The organism is Blastocatellia bacterium, assembly GCA_016713405.1.
Taxonomy (GTDB): Bacteria; Acidobacteriota; Blastocatellia; order Chloracidobacteriales; family JADJPF01; genus JADJPF01.
Map to the genome: position 1 here is coordinate 14,484 of JADJPF010000021.1, position 17,884 is coordinate 32,367.

Below are 17,884 nucleotides of genomic sequence, written 5' to 3' on the forward strand. Positions count from 1 at the left end.
GTTACTATTTATTTAGTAATTTTTTGTAGGTGATAAATTGTTGAACGTAATTGGTCAACAGTGGTTTTTAGCTCATTAAGAAAAATCCCATCTACTGCTTGATTAGTTTCTAAATCACCCAAAATAATTTGTAGCAACATATACATTTCACGAGAGACATTAGCAAAATTATCTCGGTAGTTTTGCATTACTGTTTCTGTGAGAGGAATTGATGTAGTGTCAGAAAGGCTTTTATCTTCTACTAAACTTTTGTCAGAAACAGATAAGTTTATAGATTCTAAGTTGTTGGTAATAGAAGCATTGTTTTGAGAAATAAGGTCTTGAGATAAAGTGTTTATAGTTGATAGGGGTGCTAATAAATCAGCTTGAGCTTTATTACTATAACCAAAAGTAATTTTCTTTGAACTACCTGATTTGTTTTTGGTATTGGTAACTTGCATTTGGCTAGGTATTTTACTTGGGTCAGATGTTAGTAAGATTGCTGCTTCCAGGTCTTGTTCACTAGCTTCTAAAAAAACCTTCATAAATTCTTTTTCGGAGATGGCTTTCATTGCTGCTGCTAACTCTTGAGCAAATATTTCTATAGTTGCTGGTCGATTAGATGGAGATTTTTCTAGTGCGTGCATAACTACAGCATTAAGCACAGGTGGAATATTAGATCGTATTTCATAAATTGGACGCGGTGTTTCACGGGCTTGTTTTACTGCAATTGCTGTGTGTGATTGGCCTAAAAAAGGTAATCGTCCTGCTAAAAGCTCATAAAGCATTATTCCTAACGAGTAAATATCTGAGCGCGCATCTACTTCTTTTCCATAGCATTGTTCTGGTGACATATAGTAAGGAGTGCCAATAACTATACCTTGGCGAGTTAGTTGCATCGCATCTTCAGAAGAAATGTCCTTAAATTTGGCAATTCCAAAGTCTAAAACTTTTACTATTTCTAATTCTCCATCTTTATGAACAAAAATATTTTCTGGTTTTAAGTCCCGATGGATGATTTTGTGTCTATGAGCAACGGATAGAGCAGCACAGATTTGTTGAATAGTCTCATTTACTTCTACTAGGCTAGGGTAACGGTTTTCTTTAATTTTCTGACGAAGAGTTTTACCTACTAGAAATTCCATAACTACATAAACTAATCCATCAGGAGTAACGCCAAAATCCATAACAGCAATAGCATTAGGATGGCGTATTTGCATTGCTGCATAGGCTTCACGTCGACAACGTTCTACAGAAGTAAAATCTTGAGCCGTTTCTGCGTGCAAGATTTTAATTGCTATTGGCATGTTTAATTGTAAATGTGTACCACGATAAACGCTTCCTGTCCCTCCTCTAGCAATTCTTTCATGTAGTTGATACTTATAATCTATCAACCTACCAACCAAAGCATCTTCCTTAGAAGATATTACCAACTGTTGACCATCAAAAGCACAAAAAGCTATATTGTTCTCAAATTGGCGTTGGCATTGAGGACAGATCTTCATGTGAATTTGCTGATTCTCCTTAAAATTATTTGACTATCAATCTTATATTCTTAAATTTACTGTGGTTGAATGTAAGGCAAATAGTATCAATTTAATAAAATATAAAAAAGTATAATTAGATTAATGATAGGTTTGAAATAGAAATTATTTTTATAAACTCTAACTAATAGAAAATAGTTAGGTAATTATAAAATATAGATTAAAAATATATACTAAAATTTTTTAATCTTATAATTTACTAGCTTTGTTTAACAGTTTTGGTAGAGTAAAATAACAATGTACCTATCAAATAATTACTACAAAGAATAGATAGTTTACTTATTTTTTACTTATTTAAGATAAATGGATTTTGTGTTTTTTGCTGACTTAGCAATTATTAAGAAGGCTAATGAGGGTATTGGTAATATGCTGCAATCTGGCAAAATTCTTGCTGATCGCTATGAAATTGTTCGACCCTTAGGCGGTGGTGGAATGGGAAGCGTTTATCTAGCAAAAGATAAACGCTTGTCAGATAGCCTAAGAGCAATTAAAAAAATGATTGTAGAAACCTCAAACATGGAGGAACACAAAAAAGCTGTTGATGACTTTCGTCGTGAAGCAGAAGTTTTAGCTAATTTAGACCATCCAGCTATCCCATCTATTTATGATTATTTTATAGAAGAAGATTATTATTATTTAGTAATGAAATGTGTTGGAGGTAAGGATTTAGAAAAAATATTAGAAGAATCTCCCACAGGCTTTTTATCAGAAAAACAGGTTGTTAAATGGGCAATTCAGCTTTGTGATGTATTACACTATGTTCATTCCCGTAAACCTCCTGTAATTTATCGTGATATGAAACCTACTAATGTTATGTATGATGAAGAGATTGACCGAATTTACCTAATTGACTTTGGAGTAGCACGCTTTGTTTCTTCGTCTCATACAAGCGTAACTGCTGTTGGAACAGTAGGTTATGCTCCACCAGAGCTATTTATGGGCATAGTTACGCCAGCAACAGATATTTATTCTTTAGGTGCAACATTAATTCATTTATTAGTTGGCTATTGTCCACTTTCTCATCCTATTTATGGATTTAATTTCTCTGTTAATCCAACACCTGCTCGACTTAACCCAAGCATTTCCTTAGAAATAGAGCAAATACTTCTTAAAGCTACTGCTCAAAGAGCAAGAGAGCGTTACCTTTCTGCAATAGAAATGAAAACAGCTTTAGAAGAACATCTTTATAAACTTGATATAGCGTCAGATAAATTAACAATAAGGAAGTTTACTAGCCCAACAGACCTTAAAGCTTCTTTAGAGATAGTTTATTCCAATACACTAAAAACAGCTAACTTTCTCTTAGATAAAGAGGTTGCTATAATTGGCCGATTTGATGTAAGTACAGGAATTATGCCGGAAATAGATTTAGCTAAGTATGATAATTCGGGTAAAGTTTCTCGTCGTCATGCCAGGATTGTTTGGAAAGCAGGAAAGTTTTATTTTGAAGATCTAGGAAGTGCTAATGGAAGTCTTTTTAATGGTGAAAAAGTAACAACAAAACAAACTTATCTTCTAAAAACAGGCGATCAAATTTGTGTTGGTGAAACTATAATGAGGTATTTTCAAGATTAAGTAACTTAATTAGATGGTATTTTACATAAAGTTAACAATAAATTTACATAAAATTCATACTATTGTTACATTCATATTATAAATTAGAATTGGCTTTCAATGCTTTGTATTTAATTTATTATAACTTATTGTATATATTTATTTAATACTAAAAACTCATAACCATTGTTGACAGAATATTTAGAAATTATTGTAATTGAAAATTTAATAAAATATTAATTAATAATTTGATCTAATTTTTATCAATTATTGTTTAAATAAGTGTTACATACTTTTTACTATATTTTTACACTTAATTAAAAGTTTTTTTACACCTTCCTGTTAAGCTTCTCCTTTGAAATTCTACTAACTTTTTCGAGTTAGTAAAAATTAAGAAGGATGGGCATATGCCTTTTAACCTACGTCTTGCAGTTATATTAGCTTGTATAATTTCAACTAATTTATTTTTACCTGCTTTAACTGGGTTTTCATCTGTAAAAGCAAAAAATATTTACACCCAAGAAAAGAAAAAAATAGGAAAATTAATAGGTTTAGTTGTAAACCTTTCCACTGGTGAAGTTCTATCTAATGTTACAGTAGAAATCATTAATACTGGACAAACAATCAATAGTGATTTAGATGGTAATTTTTCATTAGACCTTGAGCCAGGTACTTATCAAATACGTGCTGCCTTAAGTAATTTCCTAGAAACTCAAAAAGAAATCACAATTATAGCTGGTGAAACAGCAACTCTTGACCTAGTTTTAACCCAAGAAGGAGCTAGCGAAGTTGTAGAAGTAACAGCTAATACTAATAGCAATATTTCCTTATTAGAAGAAAGACGTACTGGTTTAGCCATAGCTGACTTAGTTAGTCGTGCAGAAATTAGCAAAGATAGTAGTTCTGAAGTCGCAGGAGTTTTACAAAAAGTTCCTGGCGTTTCTGTTGTAGGTAATAAATTTGTCTATGTTCGTGGCTTAGGTGATCGTTATAGTAATACTGTGCTTAATGATGCCCTAATGCCTACACCACAACCGGATCGCCGAGTTGTCCCACTAGATCAAGTTCCATCCGAGTTAGTTCAAAGCCTAAAAGTATTAAAATCTTTTACTCCAGATCAGCCAGGTGAATTTGCAGGCGGATTAGTTAAAATTGAGACATTAGAATTTCCTAATCGATCTTCGTTAAAAATTTCTAGCTCTTTTAGTGGAAATACTCAAACAACCTTTCAAGATTTTCTGACTTATCCAGGTAGTCGCCTTGATTTTTTAGGGTTTGGCCTAGGACGACGCGCACTACCCGATATTATCCCTAATCAAACTTTAAGACGTGGAAGTCAATTAATTTCTGGTTTTACTAGCCAACAACTACAAACTTTTGGCCGTGCTTTTGAAAACGTTTTTGAACCTCGTATTAGCGATGGACTTCTTAATCAAAGTCTTGGAGCCGTTTATAGTACGCAAATAGGAAAATTAGGTGTTGTTGCTAATGTCACCTACAATAAGTCTTCTCAACAGCAAGATGAAATTAGAAATTTCTTCCGTGTTGCGTCTGATAGTAATGGAAATAGCATAGTTTTTGCTTCTACTCGCTATAATTATGCAAATGGCACACAAAATGTAAGACTAGGTGCAATTGTTAACCTAGCCTATAAGCTTAATAATAACAATAAGATACTGTTAAAGAATTTTGTTAGCAATGATGCTAATGATGAAACCCGTACTACAGATGGGTTTTTTGATGATCGTGGAAGTCGCATTAGAGGTTCACGCTTAAAATATGTTCAAACTCGCACAGGAACTTTTCAGCTAGCAGGGGAAAATCTTCTATCCAAGCTTGGAAATAGCGTCTTAAATTGGCGGTTTACTTTTTCACGCGCTACTTTTGATGAACCAGACCTTAGAGAAGTCCTTTATGAATTTGACTCTACATTAAATAAATTTGTTTATTTTGACACCACTCAAAGCGGACTACGAATGTTTAGCGAAATGAGAGAAAGCATTCGTGAACCAGCTTTTGACCTATTAAAATATTTCTTTACCTCAAAATCTACCTTTAGCTTTAAGTTAGGTTTTTCTAATGTTAATCGAGATCGTCGGTTTAATTCTCGTCGTTTTCGTTTTCTGCCAAGGGGTTTTGATGGTGTAGATCGTAGTGCTAGCCCAGAAAATCTTTATGCCAGCCAAAATATTGCTCCAGATCGCTTTGAAATTAATGAAGATACCCGCCCAACTGACTTTTATATTGCTGCTCAAGATATAACTGCTGGCTATATTTTAAGTGATTATACTAGAAATAAATTACGTTTAATTGGTGGAGTTCGTATTGAACGAGGCAAACAAGAAGTTAGCACACTAGATGCTTTTTCTACTCAATCAACCCCAATAGTTGCAAAACTAGATGACCTAGACTTTTTACCTAGTATTAGCGGAGTTTATAATTTTACCTCTACATTTAGCTTACGTACTAGCTATAGTCAAACTGTCTCACGTCCTCAATTTAGAGAACTTAGCCCATTTGAATTTAGCGATATAACTGGCGGACGTGCTACTTTAGGCAACCCAAACTTAAAACGTGCGCTTATTCGTAATTTTGATATACGGGGAGAATACTTAAACTCAGGTAATTTAATATCTTTTGGATTTTTCTATAAAAACTTAAATAGCCCTATTGAAATTGTTGTTGAATCCACAACCGCACTAAGAACTTCTTTCCGTAATGCTCAAGGAGCGATAAATAAAGGCTTAGAGTTTGAATTAAGACAAAATCTAGGTAATTTATATAGTCGTCTATCTAGTATTAGCATTAATACTAATTACACTTTTGTTTCCTCAAATATTCGTATTGGCGACCAAGACCTTTCTGTCTTAACTTCTAAAGAAAGACCTCTTGCAGGACAGTCCAGACATTTACTTAATACTTCGCTTGATTATGATTTAGCAAATTTTCAATCCAACGCCCGGCTAATCTTTAATTACACAGGTGCAAGAATTAGCGATGTTGGAACTTTTGCCTTACCTGACATTATAGAAAAAGGCTTTCCAACAGTTGATTTTCTATTTAGCAAAAAATTTGGAGATAAAAAAGATAGTCGCTGGGAACTCAAATTTTCTAGCGAAAATTTATTAAATCGTCAAGTGCGATTTAAGATCCTTGACCAACCTTTCCAAGTCTATCGTCGTGGTAGAACTTTTGGTTTAGGTGTTTCTTATACTTTTTTCTAAATTTTCTAACTTCTTCTTAAACAATAAATTACACAAATTTAAGCAAATTAAATTTTGGAGAAAAAAATGTTAAAAAAATTTTTGTTTATTACTTTGTTAATCTTAGCTTTTTCGTCTGTCAGTCTGATAACTGATTACAATATTACTTCTGTTGAAGCACAAAGCAATATAGTAGTTTTGCGAGGAGATATTACTAGAAATATGACCTTAAACGCTAAAACTCGCTATGTTTTAGAAGGTGGCGTTTTTGTTCGTTCAGGTGCTACATTAAAAATTAAGCCAGGAACACAAATTTTTGCTGGCCCACGTAGCTTTTTAGTCATTGACCGAGGAGCAAAAATAATTGCTAAAGGTAAAGTTAATAAACCTATAGTTTTTACTAGCGCACAAGACCCAGGTAATCGTAAGCGCGGCGATTGGGGCGGTGTAATCATTAATGGTTTTGCTCCAATAAATAATGGTGATAGCAACGGTGAAGCCGATGGAGAAGGTAACACCGGAAAATATGGTGGTAGAAATGCAGACGACAATAGCGGAATACTTCGCTATGTACGTATTGAATTTGCAGGGTTTCCACTTACTCCAACTAATGAATTAAATGGTCTTGCTCTTCAAGGCGTTGGACGAGGAACAGAAGTTGACTTTGTACAAATTACTGAAAGCGGCGATGATGCCATAGAATTTTTGGCGGCACAGTAAATGTTAAACACTTGTTGCTTTATGGCTCAATGGATGATGCTTTTGATTGGACAGGTGGTTGGCAAGGCAAAGCTCAATTTGTTTTAATTCAACAAGATGGAGCAATTGAAGCTAATAATGGAATTGAGGCTGATAATAATGCAGAAAATAATGACTTAACACCTCGCTCAAATCCAACAATCCATAATATTACTGTTGTTGGGGATTCAGTTACTAAAACAGGTACTTCCATAGGTATGTTGCTTCGTGTTGGTACTGCTGCAACAATTCGTAATTTTATTATTCAAAATTACAAGGATGTTGCAATAAGAATTAAAGATCAATCTACATTAAATCAACTTGGTACTAACTTAGTGTTAGAAAATGGCATTATTTTTGATAATAAAAAAGGTGGATTCCAATTTCAAAATAATGATGGATCTGATGCGGGCGACTTATCTAATATGTTTAATAATATAGTAGTTATGGATCCACAGCTTACCGATAGCCTTAATAAAACTGCTCCTAACTTTAAACCCACCACCACATCACCAGCACTTAACACCAGTTTAGTTGCTCCCACACCAGCTAATGATACTTTCTTTGAAAGAGTTAATTTTTTAGGTGGTATCGGGCCAAATGATAGCGACGATTGGACTAAGGGCTGGACTTCCTTTAGACGCAACTAATGTTTTTTCCCACTCTGCCTTGGTCTGTTTTTTAGGCACTACTTTTAAGGTAGTGCCTATTTTTCCTAAAATTCCCCTTGCTAATACTTAATGCTGTTGTTAAAATCCTTGTTGCAAAAGACTAAAAATTATCAGAAAAAGTAATAAATAATATTATTTGTTACGAACAAAAGTCTCGATCAAGGCTTAAGAGCTAATTGCTTTAGATTTAAGACTTTAGAATTAAAAGATCAGGTATTCAAGAGCGTATTGTGTTAAGGCTGAATGTTCCGCCAAACAAGTAGAGGATAGGCAAAAGATCCTTGAAAAATTAAGAAATTAGAATTAAGAGAGTAGAAAAGGTATTTTACTGTAAGCTAACGCTTAGTAAAAACTAGCTTTGTTCGGGTTGTAAACCGCTTTTATTAGCGGGAGGAAAGCTTCTTTACTATTCGGACATAGAATATAGCCCAATCTACGTAACTGTAAGGGCTTGAAAAAAGCTATAGTTATCTAGGTGCAAGGTGTATATCAAGTTTCAGATAGTAGAAATTTTCAAATTTGAAGCTAGGGTGACTAAACTACTTTAATTAGGCTGTTTACACTACCTTTATTAACTCATTTCTATCAAAAATTGGGTGTGGCGGCACTGAAGTCAAGCTACATAATTAACTAATAACCTGGGGAGCGACTACCACAAAGGAACGTGTTCCAAAAAGGTCGTAAGTGCGGGAATCAATCAAGCATCTTGCTAATAGAAATATTAGTTGGGTAAGTGAGTTTAGCTATAAGCTGACTACTAATAATTAGCGATAATTACTAGAAAAAGTTTATAGGGAGATTTTAGTAACAATGAGAGCTATCATAAGGAAAATAAAAAGCAGGATATTATTGTAAAATAAGGTATTTAACTACTTAGTAGCAAAGAAATGCGGCTGTTTCGTAAGACCTCATTAGCTTTTTGTAGATTGAGAGCTTTATTTTCACAATACTTTTTATTTTGATAGCAAAGTCCCGATAGAGAAATCTATTAAGCCTTTTCTGTGATAAATAGGTGACTATTTAACATTATCAAATATCTAGGTATATAGCTTTTATGTCTTTTGCGCCTAATTTCTAACCCAACCAAATAGAGGAAGTCATGGTACAAACAACATTTACCCGTCAAAAAAGGGAATTGGCTAAGGCTAGTCAATGGATAGAACGATTAAGAGCGCATGAAGTAAGAACAATTAAATATTCTCCAGAAAAAGAAAAAACAGGAGAAACCAGGGAAACTTATGTTGATTATACTCCTCAAGAAATAGCAGGAAATATACTTAAAATTGTTGTAGAAGTTGTTTCTCAACATGGCGCAAGACAAAAAGCAAACTCCAAAAATACAGGTCGTTTTAGCTGGCAGGGAATAGAGGCTGATTTAACCGTCCCTCAACTACGCGCCTTAGAAAATGCTCATAGTACTTTAGGCGAACTTATTCGCAAACTTCCACGTCGTAACCCTAAATTAATCCCTAATACTGAATTTGAAGGTCATCCTGCTTTTATCCATCCAATGCAGGAATATACAATAAAAAAATCTCGTAGTATTCCTTATGAAGAAGAATCAACTACCCGTGTTCGTACCTACCAAGAAGATTATGAAGTAATTAGTCATTACACCCAAACCTTAGAAATTGATTTTGGGCTAGATGTCAAACTTATAAATGAACTAAATGAAATGGTTACAGACTTAGGAATATCTATTCAATCTGCAATTGATGAAGCCAACACAAAAGGACATGACACAGATACAGTCTTAAACAGTGTTGTAAGCAATATCCAAGCTGTTTTTCTAAAGAAATTTCAAATCAAAGAAGAATAGTTAGTTTATGAGCCAACCAATATCAATTTCTTTAGCTGGCAATGGTCAAGTGCTTGTCTTAACTTCACAAACAGCAAGACAAGCCTTTTACCAATTTTTTTATTGTCTTAATAAAAATATTTATGATTTTTCCAAGCCTCAAACTAGCAAATTACGTAGATGGGAGCTAAAACCTTTAGAATCTTATAAATGGCATAAAGATAATAACTTTACAATTTTAGATTTTTTGATGCGTCGTCATCTTAAAAATTATTATGGAAAAGAGCCAAAACATCTATTTGATAAATTAAATGATCAAGAAACTAAATTTATAGAAAAATTTATTAATCATTATTTACTAAATAAAGGCTATAGCCTAGTTCAAGGTGAAGGTCTAATACAAAAAGATTTAATTCAAGTAGATGAAAAAAGTTACAAAGAGAAAGTTTTTTATCTAATTCGTTATGGAGTGATTTTTATCCTAGAATATTTACCAAAAGACATAGCCTTAAGTGTACCAGAACGCTTTTTAGTTTTAGAAACATCAGACGATTTCCAGCAAGTTTATTATGATTCAATATTTACAAATCAAGTAACAAAAAGGTTAGAAGTAAAGCTACATAATTTTTGGAAAAGGACAGAAGTTTTTTCTATTCCCTTAGCTGATTTTAAACCTCATAAAATATTTGCAGTAAAAGATATCCTTCCCTACAAAGGCTTTAAGCTTATTGATTAGCTAAAAGTTATTTTTAAAAACAAAACTACTAATACACACAAGATTTATACCGATAATCCTTTCTTATCTCAGATTGTATTATCAGTATAAACCTTTATTTGCCCAACCCTAATCCTTATTTGTTAATAAATCCAATGTTTTCAAACTTGCCACCTAATATAGGCTGAGGATCTGTTAGTAACCAATCACTAAGAATTGTGCTATAGACAGAACGAAAATCTATATCAAAAATTGTATTACCAGTATTGTCTAAATTTGTAAGGTTAGGGCTATTACCATAAAAACCACCTTTAACAGCATTACCCATTACAAACATTGGGCCAGAAGTTCCATGATCAGTTCCCGCACTCCCATTTTCACGAACTCTACGACCAAATTCAGAAAATGCCATTACTAATACACTATCAGCTTTACCTAATCTAACTAAATCTTGGTAAAAAGCATCAAAACTTTCTGAAATAGCGGTTAATAGTTCTTCGTGGTCGCTCTTTTGTCCTGAGTGAGTATCAAACCCTCCTAATGTAACGTGAATTACTTGCGCTCCTAAATCGCCAGCTATTACTTGTGCTGCCATTTGCAACTGAACACCAAGGCTATTTTCTGGGTATTTAATGGTTGGAGTATATTTAGTAATTCCTGCTTGTAAAGATTGAGAGCTATCAAGCGCATCTAACGCAGTTTGTTCAACATAGAGAAAATTAAAATCATCTGACTTAATAGCATTGCTTTTTGCTAAAGTGTTAATTTGATTGTTTCGGTCAGCCGGATATTTAGCATCTGTTTGGAATTGATATAAAGGAAAACTATTTATAGAAGCAGGGATAAGTTTTTCTGCCACTAAACTCTTAGGTAAAGCTGCGGATCCTCGCCCATCACCAAGATTAATTACTGATAAAGGGTTGCCAGTGTCAGAAAGTTTTACATCTCCATATTTACCTAACCAGCCTAGTTGAAAAACTTCTTCTCTAGTTGTTGGGTCGGCACGATGATAAATTGCTCGTGATTGGAAATGCGAAAGATTTGGATTTGGATATCCAGTATTTTGAATTACAGCAATTCGCTTTTGATCAAATAAGCTCTTAAATTTGCTCATCACTGGGTGAAAACCTAAGTTATCACTAGCTTTTAGGACTGAGCTTTCTGCAATTGCAAGCATTGGACGTGCATCATAATAAGCCTTGTCAGTATAAGGAATAACAGTATTTAACCCATCATTTCCTCCATCTAGCTGTACAACTACCAACACTTTACCAGATGGATTTGGTGCGGCAAAAACATTGCTAGAGCTTTGAAAACAAAGTTCTGGTGATGCAATTGATAATGAAAGTAAACCTATTGTTCCTTTTAAGAAATCTCTTCTTGAGTGTGCCATGGTAATCTCCTCTATAAATTAATTAAGTTGGTAGTCAGGTAAAGTAATAATTAAATGGATTAAACCTCTAACTTTTTTGTCAATGTTTGCATCAGTTAAAGTAAATTTGCCTTTTGAACCATCATCGTTTTGATCTAAATATTTCTTAAGTGTTTTATTGCTTAATACATCAACATCAAAAAGACCTAATTGTTTAAGGAAAAAATCAACTACATCTTTAGATTTTGTTGCTTTTGAGTTAGAAAGTAGTGCTTTAGGATCAATGGTTGCTCCTCGTGTCATACGATTGCTAGATAATGTATTAGCAAAGTTAAAACGATTAAGTAAAGTTGAAGTGTTAATCCACTCTATACCACCATCCCAACCACTTACAGAAGGAGGATTAAAAAGAGTTTGACCTTGTATAGATAGAGAATTAAGAATATCCCCAGCTTTGCCACGAGTATCAATTGTAGCTTTAAGCATTTTTAATGTTCCAACTACATATTCTGTAGGGCTTTTTACTATACTATTAAATGCTTTTTCTGAGAAAAATTCATCTGAAGTAAGAATTGCTTGCATCACAGCTTTGATGCTAAATCTACTGGTTAAATAAATATTAGCTAAATTATCAATGGTGCTTTGTTTTGGATTTTGGAAAGCAAAGAATTCAAATAATTTCTTACTAATAAATTGTGCTGTAGCAGGTTTGCCAGAAATAATTCGCACAATATCATCACCGTTAAATGGGCCGGTTTCACCTAAAAAAGTTTTAGTTCCAAAGTCATGTTGATTGGTTTCAAATTGGAATTCTTTTGTCCTACGATTAATTGACCAACCTGTAAAAGCACGAGCGGCTTCTTTTACATCCATTTCCGTATAATTGCCAACGCCCATTGAAAAAAGTTCGTTAAGTTCACGTGCATAGTTTTCATTAGGTTGACCTTTTTTGTTAGTAAAATTGTCTAACCAAATGATCATTGCTGGGTCTTGAGAAACTGCTAAAAGAAAATCTTGGAAATTGCCTAAAGCAAATTTTCTAAATAATTGGTTTTGTTGCAACATCAATTCTTGTTCTTTTACTTTGAAAATTGCAGTTGCAAAATGATCATGCCAAAAGAAAACCATTTTTTCTTGTAACGGTCTTTTAGTAAAAATCATTCTTAAGACCCACCAAAGAATTAAATCAGAGGTTTTAGTTAAATCTAAATTAGCCGCAGCAATCTGGCGGTCTACTTCGCTATCATCTATTGATTCATAGTTAAGAATATAATCAATGGCGCGGGCTTGGCCCATATCAAGATAAAACTTTATTTCTTCTGGTGTTGCGCCAAATCCTACTCGGCGTAACATATGAGCGACGCTTCTTTCATTCCATTCAGCAGCACACATAGTATTTTTTCCTTCTTTTTAGTAATTTTTATTTTTTAAGACTTGTTGTTTGTTGTGTTTCTTAGAGAGATGACTTGTTAAATTTTTTTATTTGTGACTTTAACTGTCTTAATAATGGGGCCAGGAACTACTTGACCAGCTAAAATTGTAATATCTCTATCAGAACTATCTGAATCAGCACGTCCACTTGCACCTTGAGCTACAATAATAATTCGTGCTTTTGTTGTAGAGAGATCTAGAGGTACTTGCCATCTAAATTCCTGAATATCACCACTTAAGCCACTAATAATTAGCTTTGGAATATCCATTAATCCATTTACTTGAATAAAAATATCATGAGAAATAGCATTAGTTGATGTCCATTTGACCGTAGTTACTTGTCCACCTGTAAAAGTTTCACCACCATTTGGAGAAGATAGAGTAACCTCTGGGTCAGAAAAACTTCCTATTTCAAATGCTGTTGTATAAATAAAATCGCCTTCGCTATTACCAAGACCATCAGCAGCATTTCCGCTAGCATAAAAAATTACTGGCCCACGATCTACATCTGGCGCAACCCATTCAAATACCCAATCTCGTCCACCTGGAGTAGTTGCCATTGAACCTTGGTTAGTATGTTCAACATATACACGGTTATCACTGGTAATTATTTGAGTATTTGCAGCATCAGTAATAACAAATTGTCCAACAGCTTGTTCTTGTTTGTCTAAGGCAGTTAGCTGAAATCCCCAACGTTTTTGATTATTTTGTCTAACATTTACACGGACTTTTATTCTTTGGCCTGCTTGATAGGTTTTTGGTAAATCTAAAATTTCTACCCGTCCCGGGCCCCGATTAAGCTCAAAAGAGTCATGACAATCAACACAAGTTAACTCACCTGGCGCGCCTGTCCGACCTGGTACAGGGCCGCTAGAAAATCCATAAGCTATACTTGTAATAACAAAGAAAATTAAGCAAACTATTATTTTTATATAATGGTTCATATACTTAGCCGATCACTTGAAGATTTATTGGTTATTCAATATCTTAAGAGATTATAAATATAAAAGTAGTTTGAAAATTTTTGGCGGTGTCCCTCAGTTTCCGTGATGAGTTTAAGTGATAGAAGACTGAATATAAGAAAAAACTAGTTCAGGAATATAGGTAACTATATGAAAACAATATATGTAAAGCAAAAGGTTTTTTGCTACAATTTTTCAAATGTTTAATCAAAGCTGAATTTCTTATAATCTTGTCTTGATCACTCACTGTTAAAATAGCTCCCTTAGCCCCATAAACCCTGCTTTTGCTCCTTTAAGAACCATCTTTTATATGATTCTCTACCTTCTTTCATCACGGAAACTGAGGGACACTACCGTGCTTATAGGTTAAATGTTCTTTCAGTTGGCTAGTTGGGCTAATTTTGTAATCATTCGTTTTTTGTATTAGGATCATTTTTAGGAGTTGTAGTTGAACTATTGTTAGTAGGATTAGGAGCATTGTTAATAGGCTTTGTAAGGGTTTTAGGTTCAGTTTCAGATTCAGATTCAGATTCAGATTCAGGTAAAGAGCCTTCAAACTTCTTAATTAAACTAGGGACAAATCTTTCACTAAAAGCAGCAACAATACAAAAAGCTAAAAGGCCAGCAAGAGGGTTAGAAAAACTATTGATTAAACCAACTACAACATTAGATTTTATGGCAAGGGCGGTTAACAAAGCACCAATTTCCCCGACGATGACACGAGCTACACCTTCACTTATATAAGTATATTTACGTGATCCAGTTGTAGACATTTCTATATTTTGTAAACGGGTAAATATAGATAATAATGCTCCTAGAGAACCAAACAGCATTCCAAGAACTATATCAATATTTATTTTGTAAGATAGAACCCAATCTTTGTTAATCCAAAGCAGCAATGCAATGCTCATAGAAAGCAACGTCATAAAAACGGCCCTATCACATAACAAATTCTATAGTTTTCTGTGGCTTTTTCTTGAAGATATGCTCTTGCTTTAAGAAGGACTTCTTGTGCTGCATCATGTTGGCCTATCAAGCTGTCAGCTAAACTTTGTGCAAGCAATACTTTAAAAGATTGTTTTTCTTCTTGTGTTAAAGGCTCTTTGCACAATACTTCTAACTCTATTATGGTGCTTATGGTTTTTGATGTATTAGCATCAAGACTACAAGAGGAAGCAGTAGACCATTGGATCTCGTCTTGATCATCAAGGTAGACTATTAAATCTTTTGAGCCGTAAACTAATGTTTTAATGGTTTTATTTAAGCTAGGATCTTTATCACCTTCGCAAAAGTTTCCAAAATCAGATACTTCTATGCCTCGACCTTTTTCAATATGTGTGGGCGTTACAGATGGATTTGCAATTAGAGTATTTTTGTTATCATTCGATTCTGGCATAGTATTCTTAGACCTTTATTATTTATGGTGTGTATTCACTAAGACATAAAAGATAAGTAGAAACATACAACAAATTAGGAAAAGGTTGTAGGGTAAAAGTTAGGTGTTAATAAAAATGTATCCATTATAGATTTGATAAACAGGAAAAACTATTTTTCGCTCTCAATATTCCTCTTCTGTCAGAGAAGGAATATAGCAGTAGAAACGATGTAAAACTAACCATAGTAAAGAATGTAGCCATAAATTAAAAAAAAACATTGAAAATAAAAGAATGTAGAGCTAATAAGTTCTACTATAACAATTCTAAGTCTATTTAATAATTTCTACTTTTTTAATGATGGTTAAAAAGTAAAGCGAATACCTAATTGTATTTGTCGTGCAGAAAAAGAGTTACGAAAACGTTCTGGTAAAGCCTTAAACCTACCATTTTCTTGTGGTGGTAACAAGAAATTCCCATTACGATCAGGCGGAAAAATTCGGTCTACTTCGCTGATATTAGTACGGTTAAATAAATTAAAAACTTCTACAAAACCAAATACATTCATAGTTTCGTTAAAACTAACCTTTTTTGTTAAGCGCATATCGGTGCTAGCAAAACCTGGTAATTCTCCCCTACTACGACCAATGCTTACTCCTCCAACAAGAGGTCGGTCAGTAGCACCAAAAGCATCTCCACTTAAATTAAGATCCGTTCCTGCTAACAAATTAAAAGGATGTCCAGATTCCAAAGTAACAATAGTAGAAAGTTGATAATCGCTAAGAAATTTATTTTTGGAATAATTTAGATTCCAAAGGCCAGAAAACACAAATCTATGCCTAGAATCTTGTATAGACAAGCCTCTTTCCAAATCTAGGCGAAAAGAGTCAACTATTTCTTGTAAGTCTGGACGAAAATCTACTGTGTTATCAATTGCTTTTGAAAAAGTGTAGTGTGTTAAAAAGCTAAAATTGGTTGTTAATCGACGAGACAAAGAAATTGTTCCAGCATGATAGTAGCTATCAAAAATGGAAGAAAATTCTGAAATATCTCCAGCATTTGGAATAACACGACCTGTTTTTACACTAGCAACTGGATCACCTGGGACTGGACGCACTACAGGGTTAATATTACGAGGCCCATAAAGCTTTACACCTCGGATAAAATTATAGGAAAAAGAAAATAAAGTATCTGGTGTCAATAAATAACTAGCACTAAAATCTATGTGCTGGGCATAGCTATTACGTAAATTTTTTTGGTTAACTAATCTAGAGTCAAAGCTAGGATCAACTGGTAAATCGCTTGGAATTTGATCACCATCTGGGTAATTATGCGTAGGTCGGCTAAATGGCAAAATAGAAAAAGGAAATGGCACAGCAGGAAAAGAAAGCCTTCCTGTACTATTAAGCAAAACACCTATAGGGGTACCAGTTAAAGGAACCGCAAAAAAGAGTCCATAAGCTCCATGCACCCTTAAATTAGGCAATTTTGTTGGGCTATAAGAAAAACCTATTCTAGGACTAAAATTCCCATTATTGTTAGGTACAGAAGTAACTCTATGTAAATCATAGCGTAAGCCTACTTTAACCAATAAATTAGGCTTTAGACGAATATCATCTTGAACATAAGCGGCGAACAACTTTGTATTTAATCCACCTTTAGCAGAACCAAAACCTTGAATATAAGCTGTAGGCAAAGAAAGATCAGCTAAAGGTAAACCAGCAGGAAAGCCGGGAAAGAAAAGAGGAAACTGGCTTGAGGCTATGGTTAAAAAAGCTCGTTGCTGTGGGCTACGGGTATTAGGGTCAAAAGTTTCTAAGCCACTAAAGGCAGGTAGGCCGGGAATCCCTGTAGCAGCAGAAAAATCTATTGGTTGAAAGAAACCTAAGCCACCAGGAAAAATTGGTAATAAATCAAATAAAGTTATATAAGTGTAATCTATTCCTGTTTTGATTTGGTGTTTACCTCTAACAAGTGCAACATTATCAACAAATTGATAGGTTTTCATATCTCTTGTTTGAGGTAAAAAAGTACCTCGTCCAAAAGTTACTAACCCTTCAGGAGCAACCAGGCGGACTTGTGGCCCTGGATTTACTGGCAAAACATCTTGATCACGTGGGCCAAAAAGAAACCTAAATTCATTAGTAAGATTTAATTTAGTATTTACCCTTGTGTTAGTAATAGCTAAAGAGTTATCTTTTAAAAATTGTAACCCGCTGTTGGTTTGACCAACCAAACCGCCAAAAGGCTCTAATGCGCCATTATAAGCACCCCCAAAATTATAACGCACATAGAAAAGATTATTTGGGCTAGGTCTGAAGTCAGTGCGGATCAAAAAATTAGAAGCGGCTTGAGAAAATGCACTTGGCCCATTGCTTAATGGAAGCCCTATGTTTTGAGCAGCCCTAACAGTATCATTGCTAATAGTAACAATATTATTTTGTTTAATAGAAAGACGCTCAAAAGAAAGAAAAAAGAAGGCTTTGTCCTGTTTTATTGGGCCACCTATAGTTGCACCAAATTGATATTGTCGGTAAGGAGGCT

13 protein-coding genes are annotated in these 17,884 nt (G+C 34.1%); 6 read left to right on the top strand and 7 right to left on the bottom strand.

Features of this window, described 5'->3' with window-relative positions; genetic code table 11:
• Positions 1–8: 8 nt before the first annotated feature.
• A complete protein-coding gene (locus tag IPK14_21420; GenBank protein ID MBK7995835.1) occupies positions 9–1,484 on the bottom strand; it encodes a serine/threonine protein kinase in 1,476 nt (491 codons plus the stop codon).
• 342 nt (positions 1,485–1,826) lie between these two features.
• On the opposite strand from IPK14_21420, the gene IPK14_21425 reads away from it, so the two are divergent.
• From IPK14_21425 to IPK14_21450, 6 genes are all read left to right on the top strand, one after another.
• Positions 1,827–3,098 carry a protein kinase gene (locus IPK14_21425; protein ID MBK7995836.1) on the top strand — a complete coding sequence of 424 codons (1,272 nt, stop codon included), beginning with the start codon at positions 1,827–1,829 and terminating at the stop codon, positions 3,096–3,098.
• A gap of 386 nt (positions 3,099–3,484) precedes the next feature.
• Complete coding sequence (locus IPK14_21430) at positions 3,485–6,301, top strand: TonB-dependent receptor (protein ID MBK7995837.1); 2,817 nt, start codon at positions 3,485–3,487, stop codon at positions 6,299–6,301.
• A 66-nt stretch (positions 6,302–6,367) separates the two neighbouring features.
• Complete coding sequence (locus IPK14_21435) at positions 6,368–7,000, top strand: hypothetical protein (GenBank protein MBK7995838.1); 633 nt, start codon at positions 6,368–6,370, stop codon at positions 6,998–7,000.
• 29 nt (positions 7,001–7,029) lie between these two features.
• On the top strand, positions 7,030–7,668 hold the full coding sequence (locus IPK14_21440; GenBank protein MBK7995839.1) for a hypothetical protein: 639 nt from the start codon (positions 7,030–7,032) through the stop codon (positions 7,666–7,668).
• A 1,120-nt stretch (positions 7,669–8,788) separates the two neighbouring features.
• Complete coding sequence (locus IPK14_21445) at positions 8,789–9,508, top strand: hypothetical protein (GenBank protein ID MBK7995840.1); 720 nt, start codon at positions 8,789–8,791, stop codon at positions 9,506–9,508.
• Between the two features lie 7 nt (positions 9,509–9,515).
• Positions 9,516–10,223, top strand: a complete 708-nt coding sequence (locus IPK14_21450; GenBank protein ID MBK7995841.1) for a hypothetical protein — start codon at positions 9,516–9,518, stop codon at positions 10,221–10,223.
• Between the two features lie 115 nt (positions 10,224–10,338).
• On the opposite strand, the gene IPK14_21455 is transcribed toward IPK14_21450, so the two are convergent.
• The 6 genes from IPK14_21455 to IPK14_21480 form a co-directional block, all read right to left on the bottom strand.
• Positions 10,339–11,595 (bottom strand): DUF1501 domain-containing protein, encoded by a 1,257-nt coding sequence (locus IPK14_21455; protein ID MBK7995842.1) that lies wholly within the window; start codon positions 11,593–11,595, stop codon positions 10,339–10,341.
• 18 nt (positions 11,596–11,613) lie between these two features.
• Positions 11,614–12,966: a DUF1800 domain-containing protein gene (locus IPK14_21460; protein ID MBK7995843.1), complete on the bottom strand. Its 1,353-nt coding sequence runs from the start codon at positions 12,964–12,966 to the stop codon at positions 11,614–11,616.
• 77 nt (positions 12,967–13,043) lie between these two features.
• On the bottom strand, positions 13,044–13,949 hold the full coding sequence (locus tag IPK14_21465) for a hypothetical protein (protein ID MBK7995844.1): 906 nt from the start codon (positions 13,947–13,949) through the stop codon (positions 13,044–13,046).
• 425 nt (positions 13,950–14,374) lie between these two features.
• On the bottom strand, positions 14,375–14,893 hold the full coding sequence (locus tag IPK14_21470) for a hypothetical protein (GenBank protein ID MBK7995845.1): 519 nt from the start codon (positions 14,891–14,893) through the stop codon (positions 14,375–14,377).
• On the bottom strand, positions 14,890–15,363 hold the full coding sequence (locus tag IPK14_21475; protein ID MBK7995846.1) for a hypothetical protein: 474 nt from the start codon (positions 15,361–15,363) through the stop codon (positions 14,890–14,892). The genes IPK14_21470 and IPK14_21475 overlap by 4 nt, the downstream gene beginning before the upstream one ends.
• A gap of 341 nt (positions 15,364–15,704) precedes the next feature.
• A partial coding sequence (locus tag IPK14_21480; GenBank protein ID MBK7995847.1) for a TonB-dependent receptor occupies positions 15,705–17,884 on the bottom strand: 2,180 nt, incomplete at its 5' end.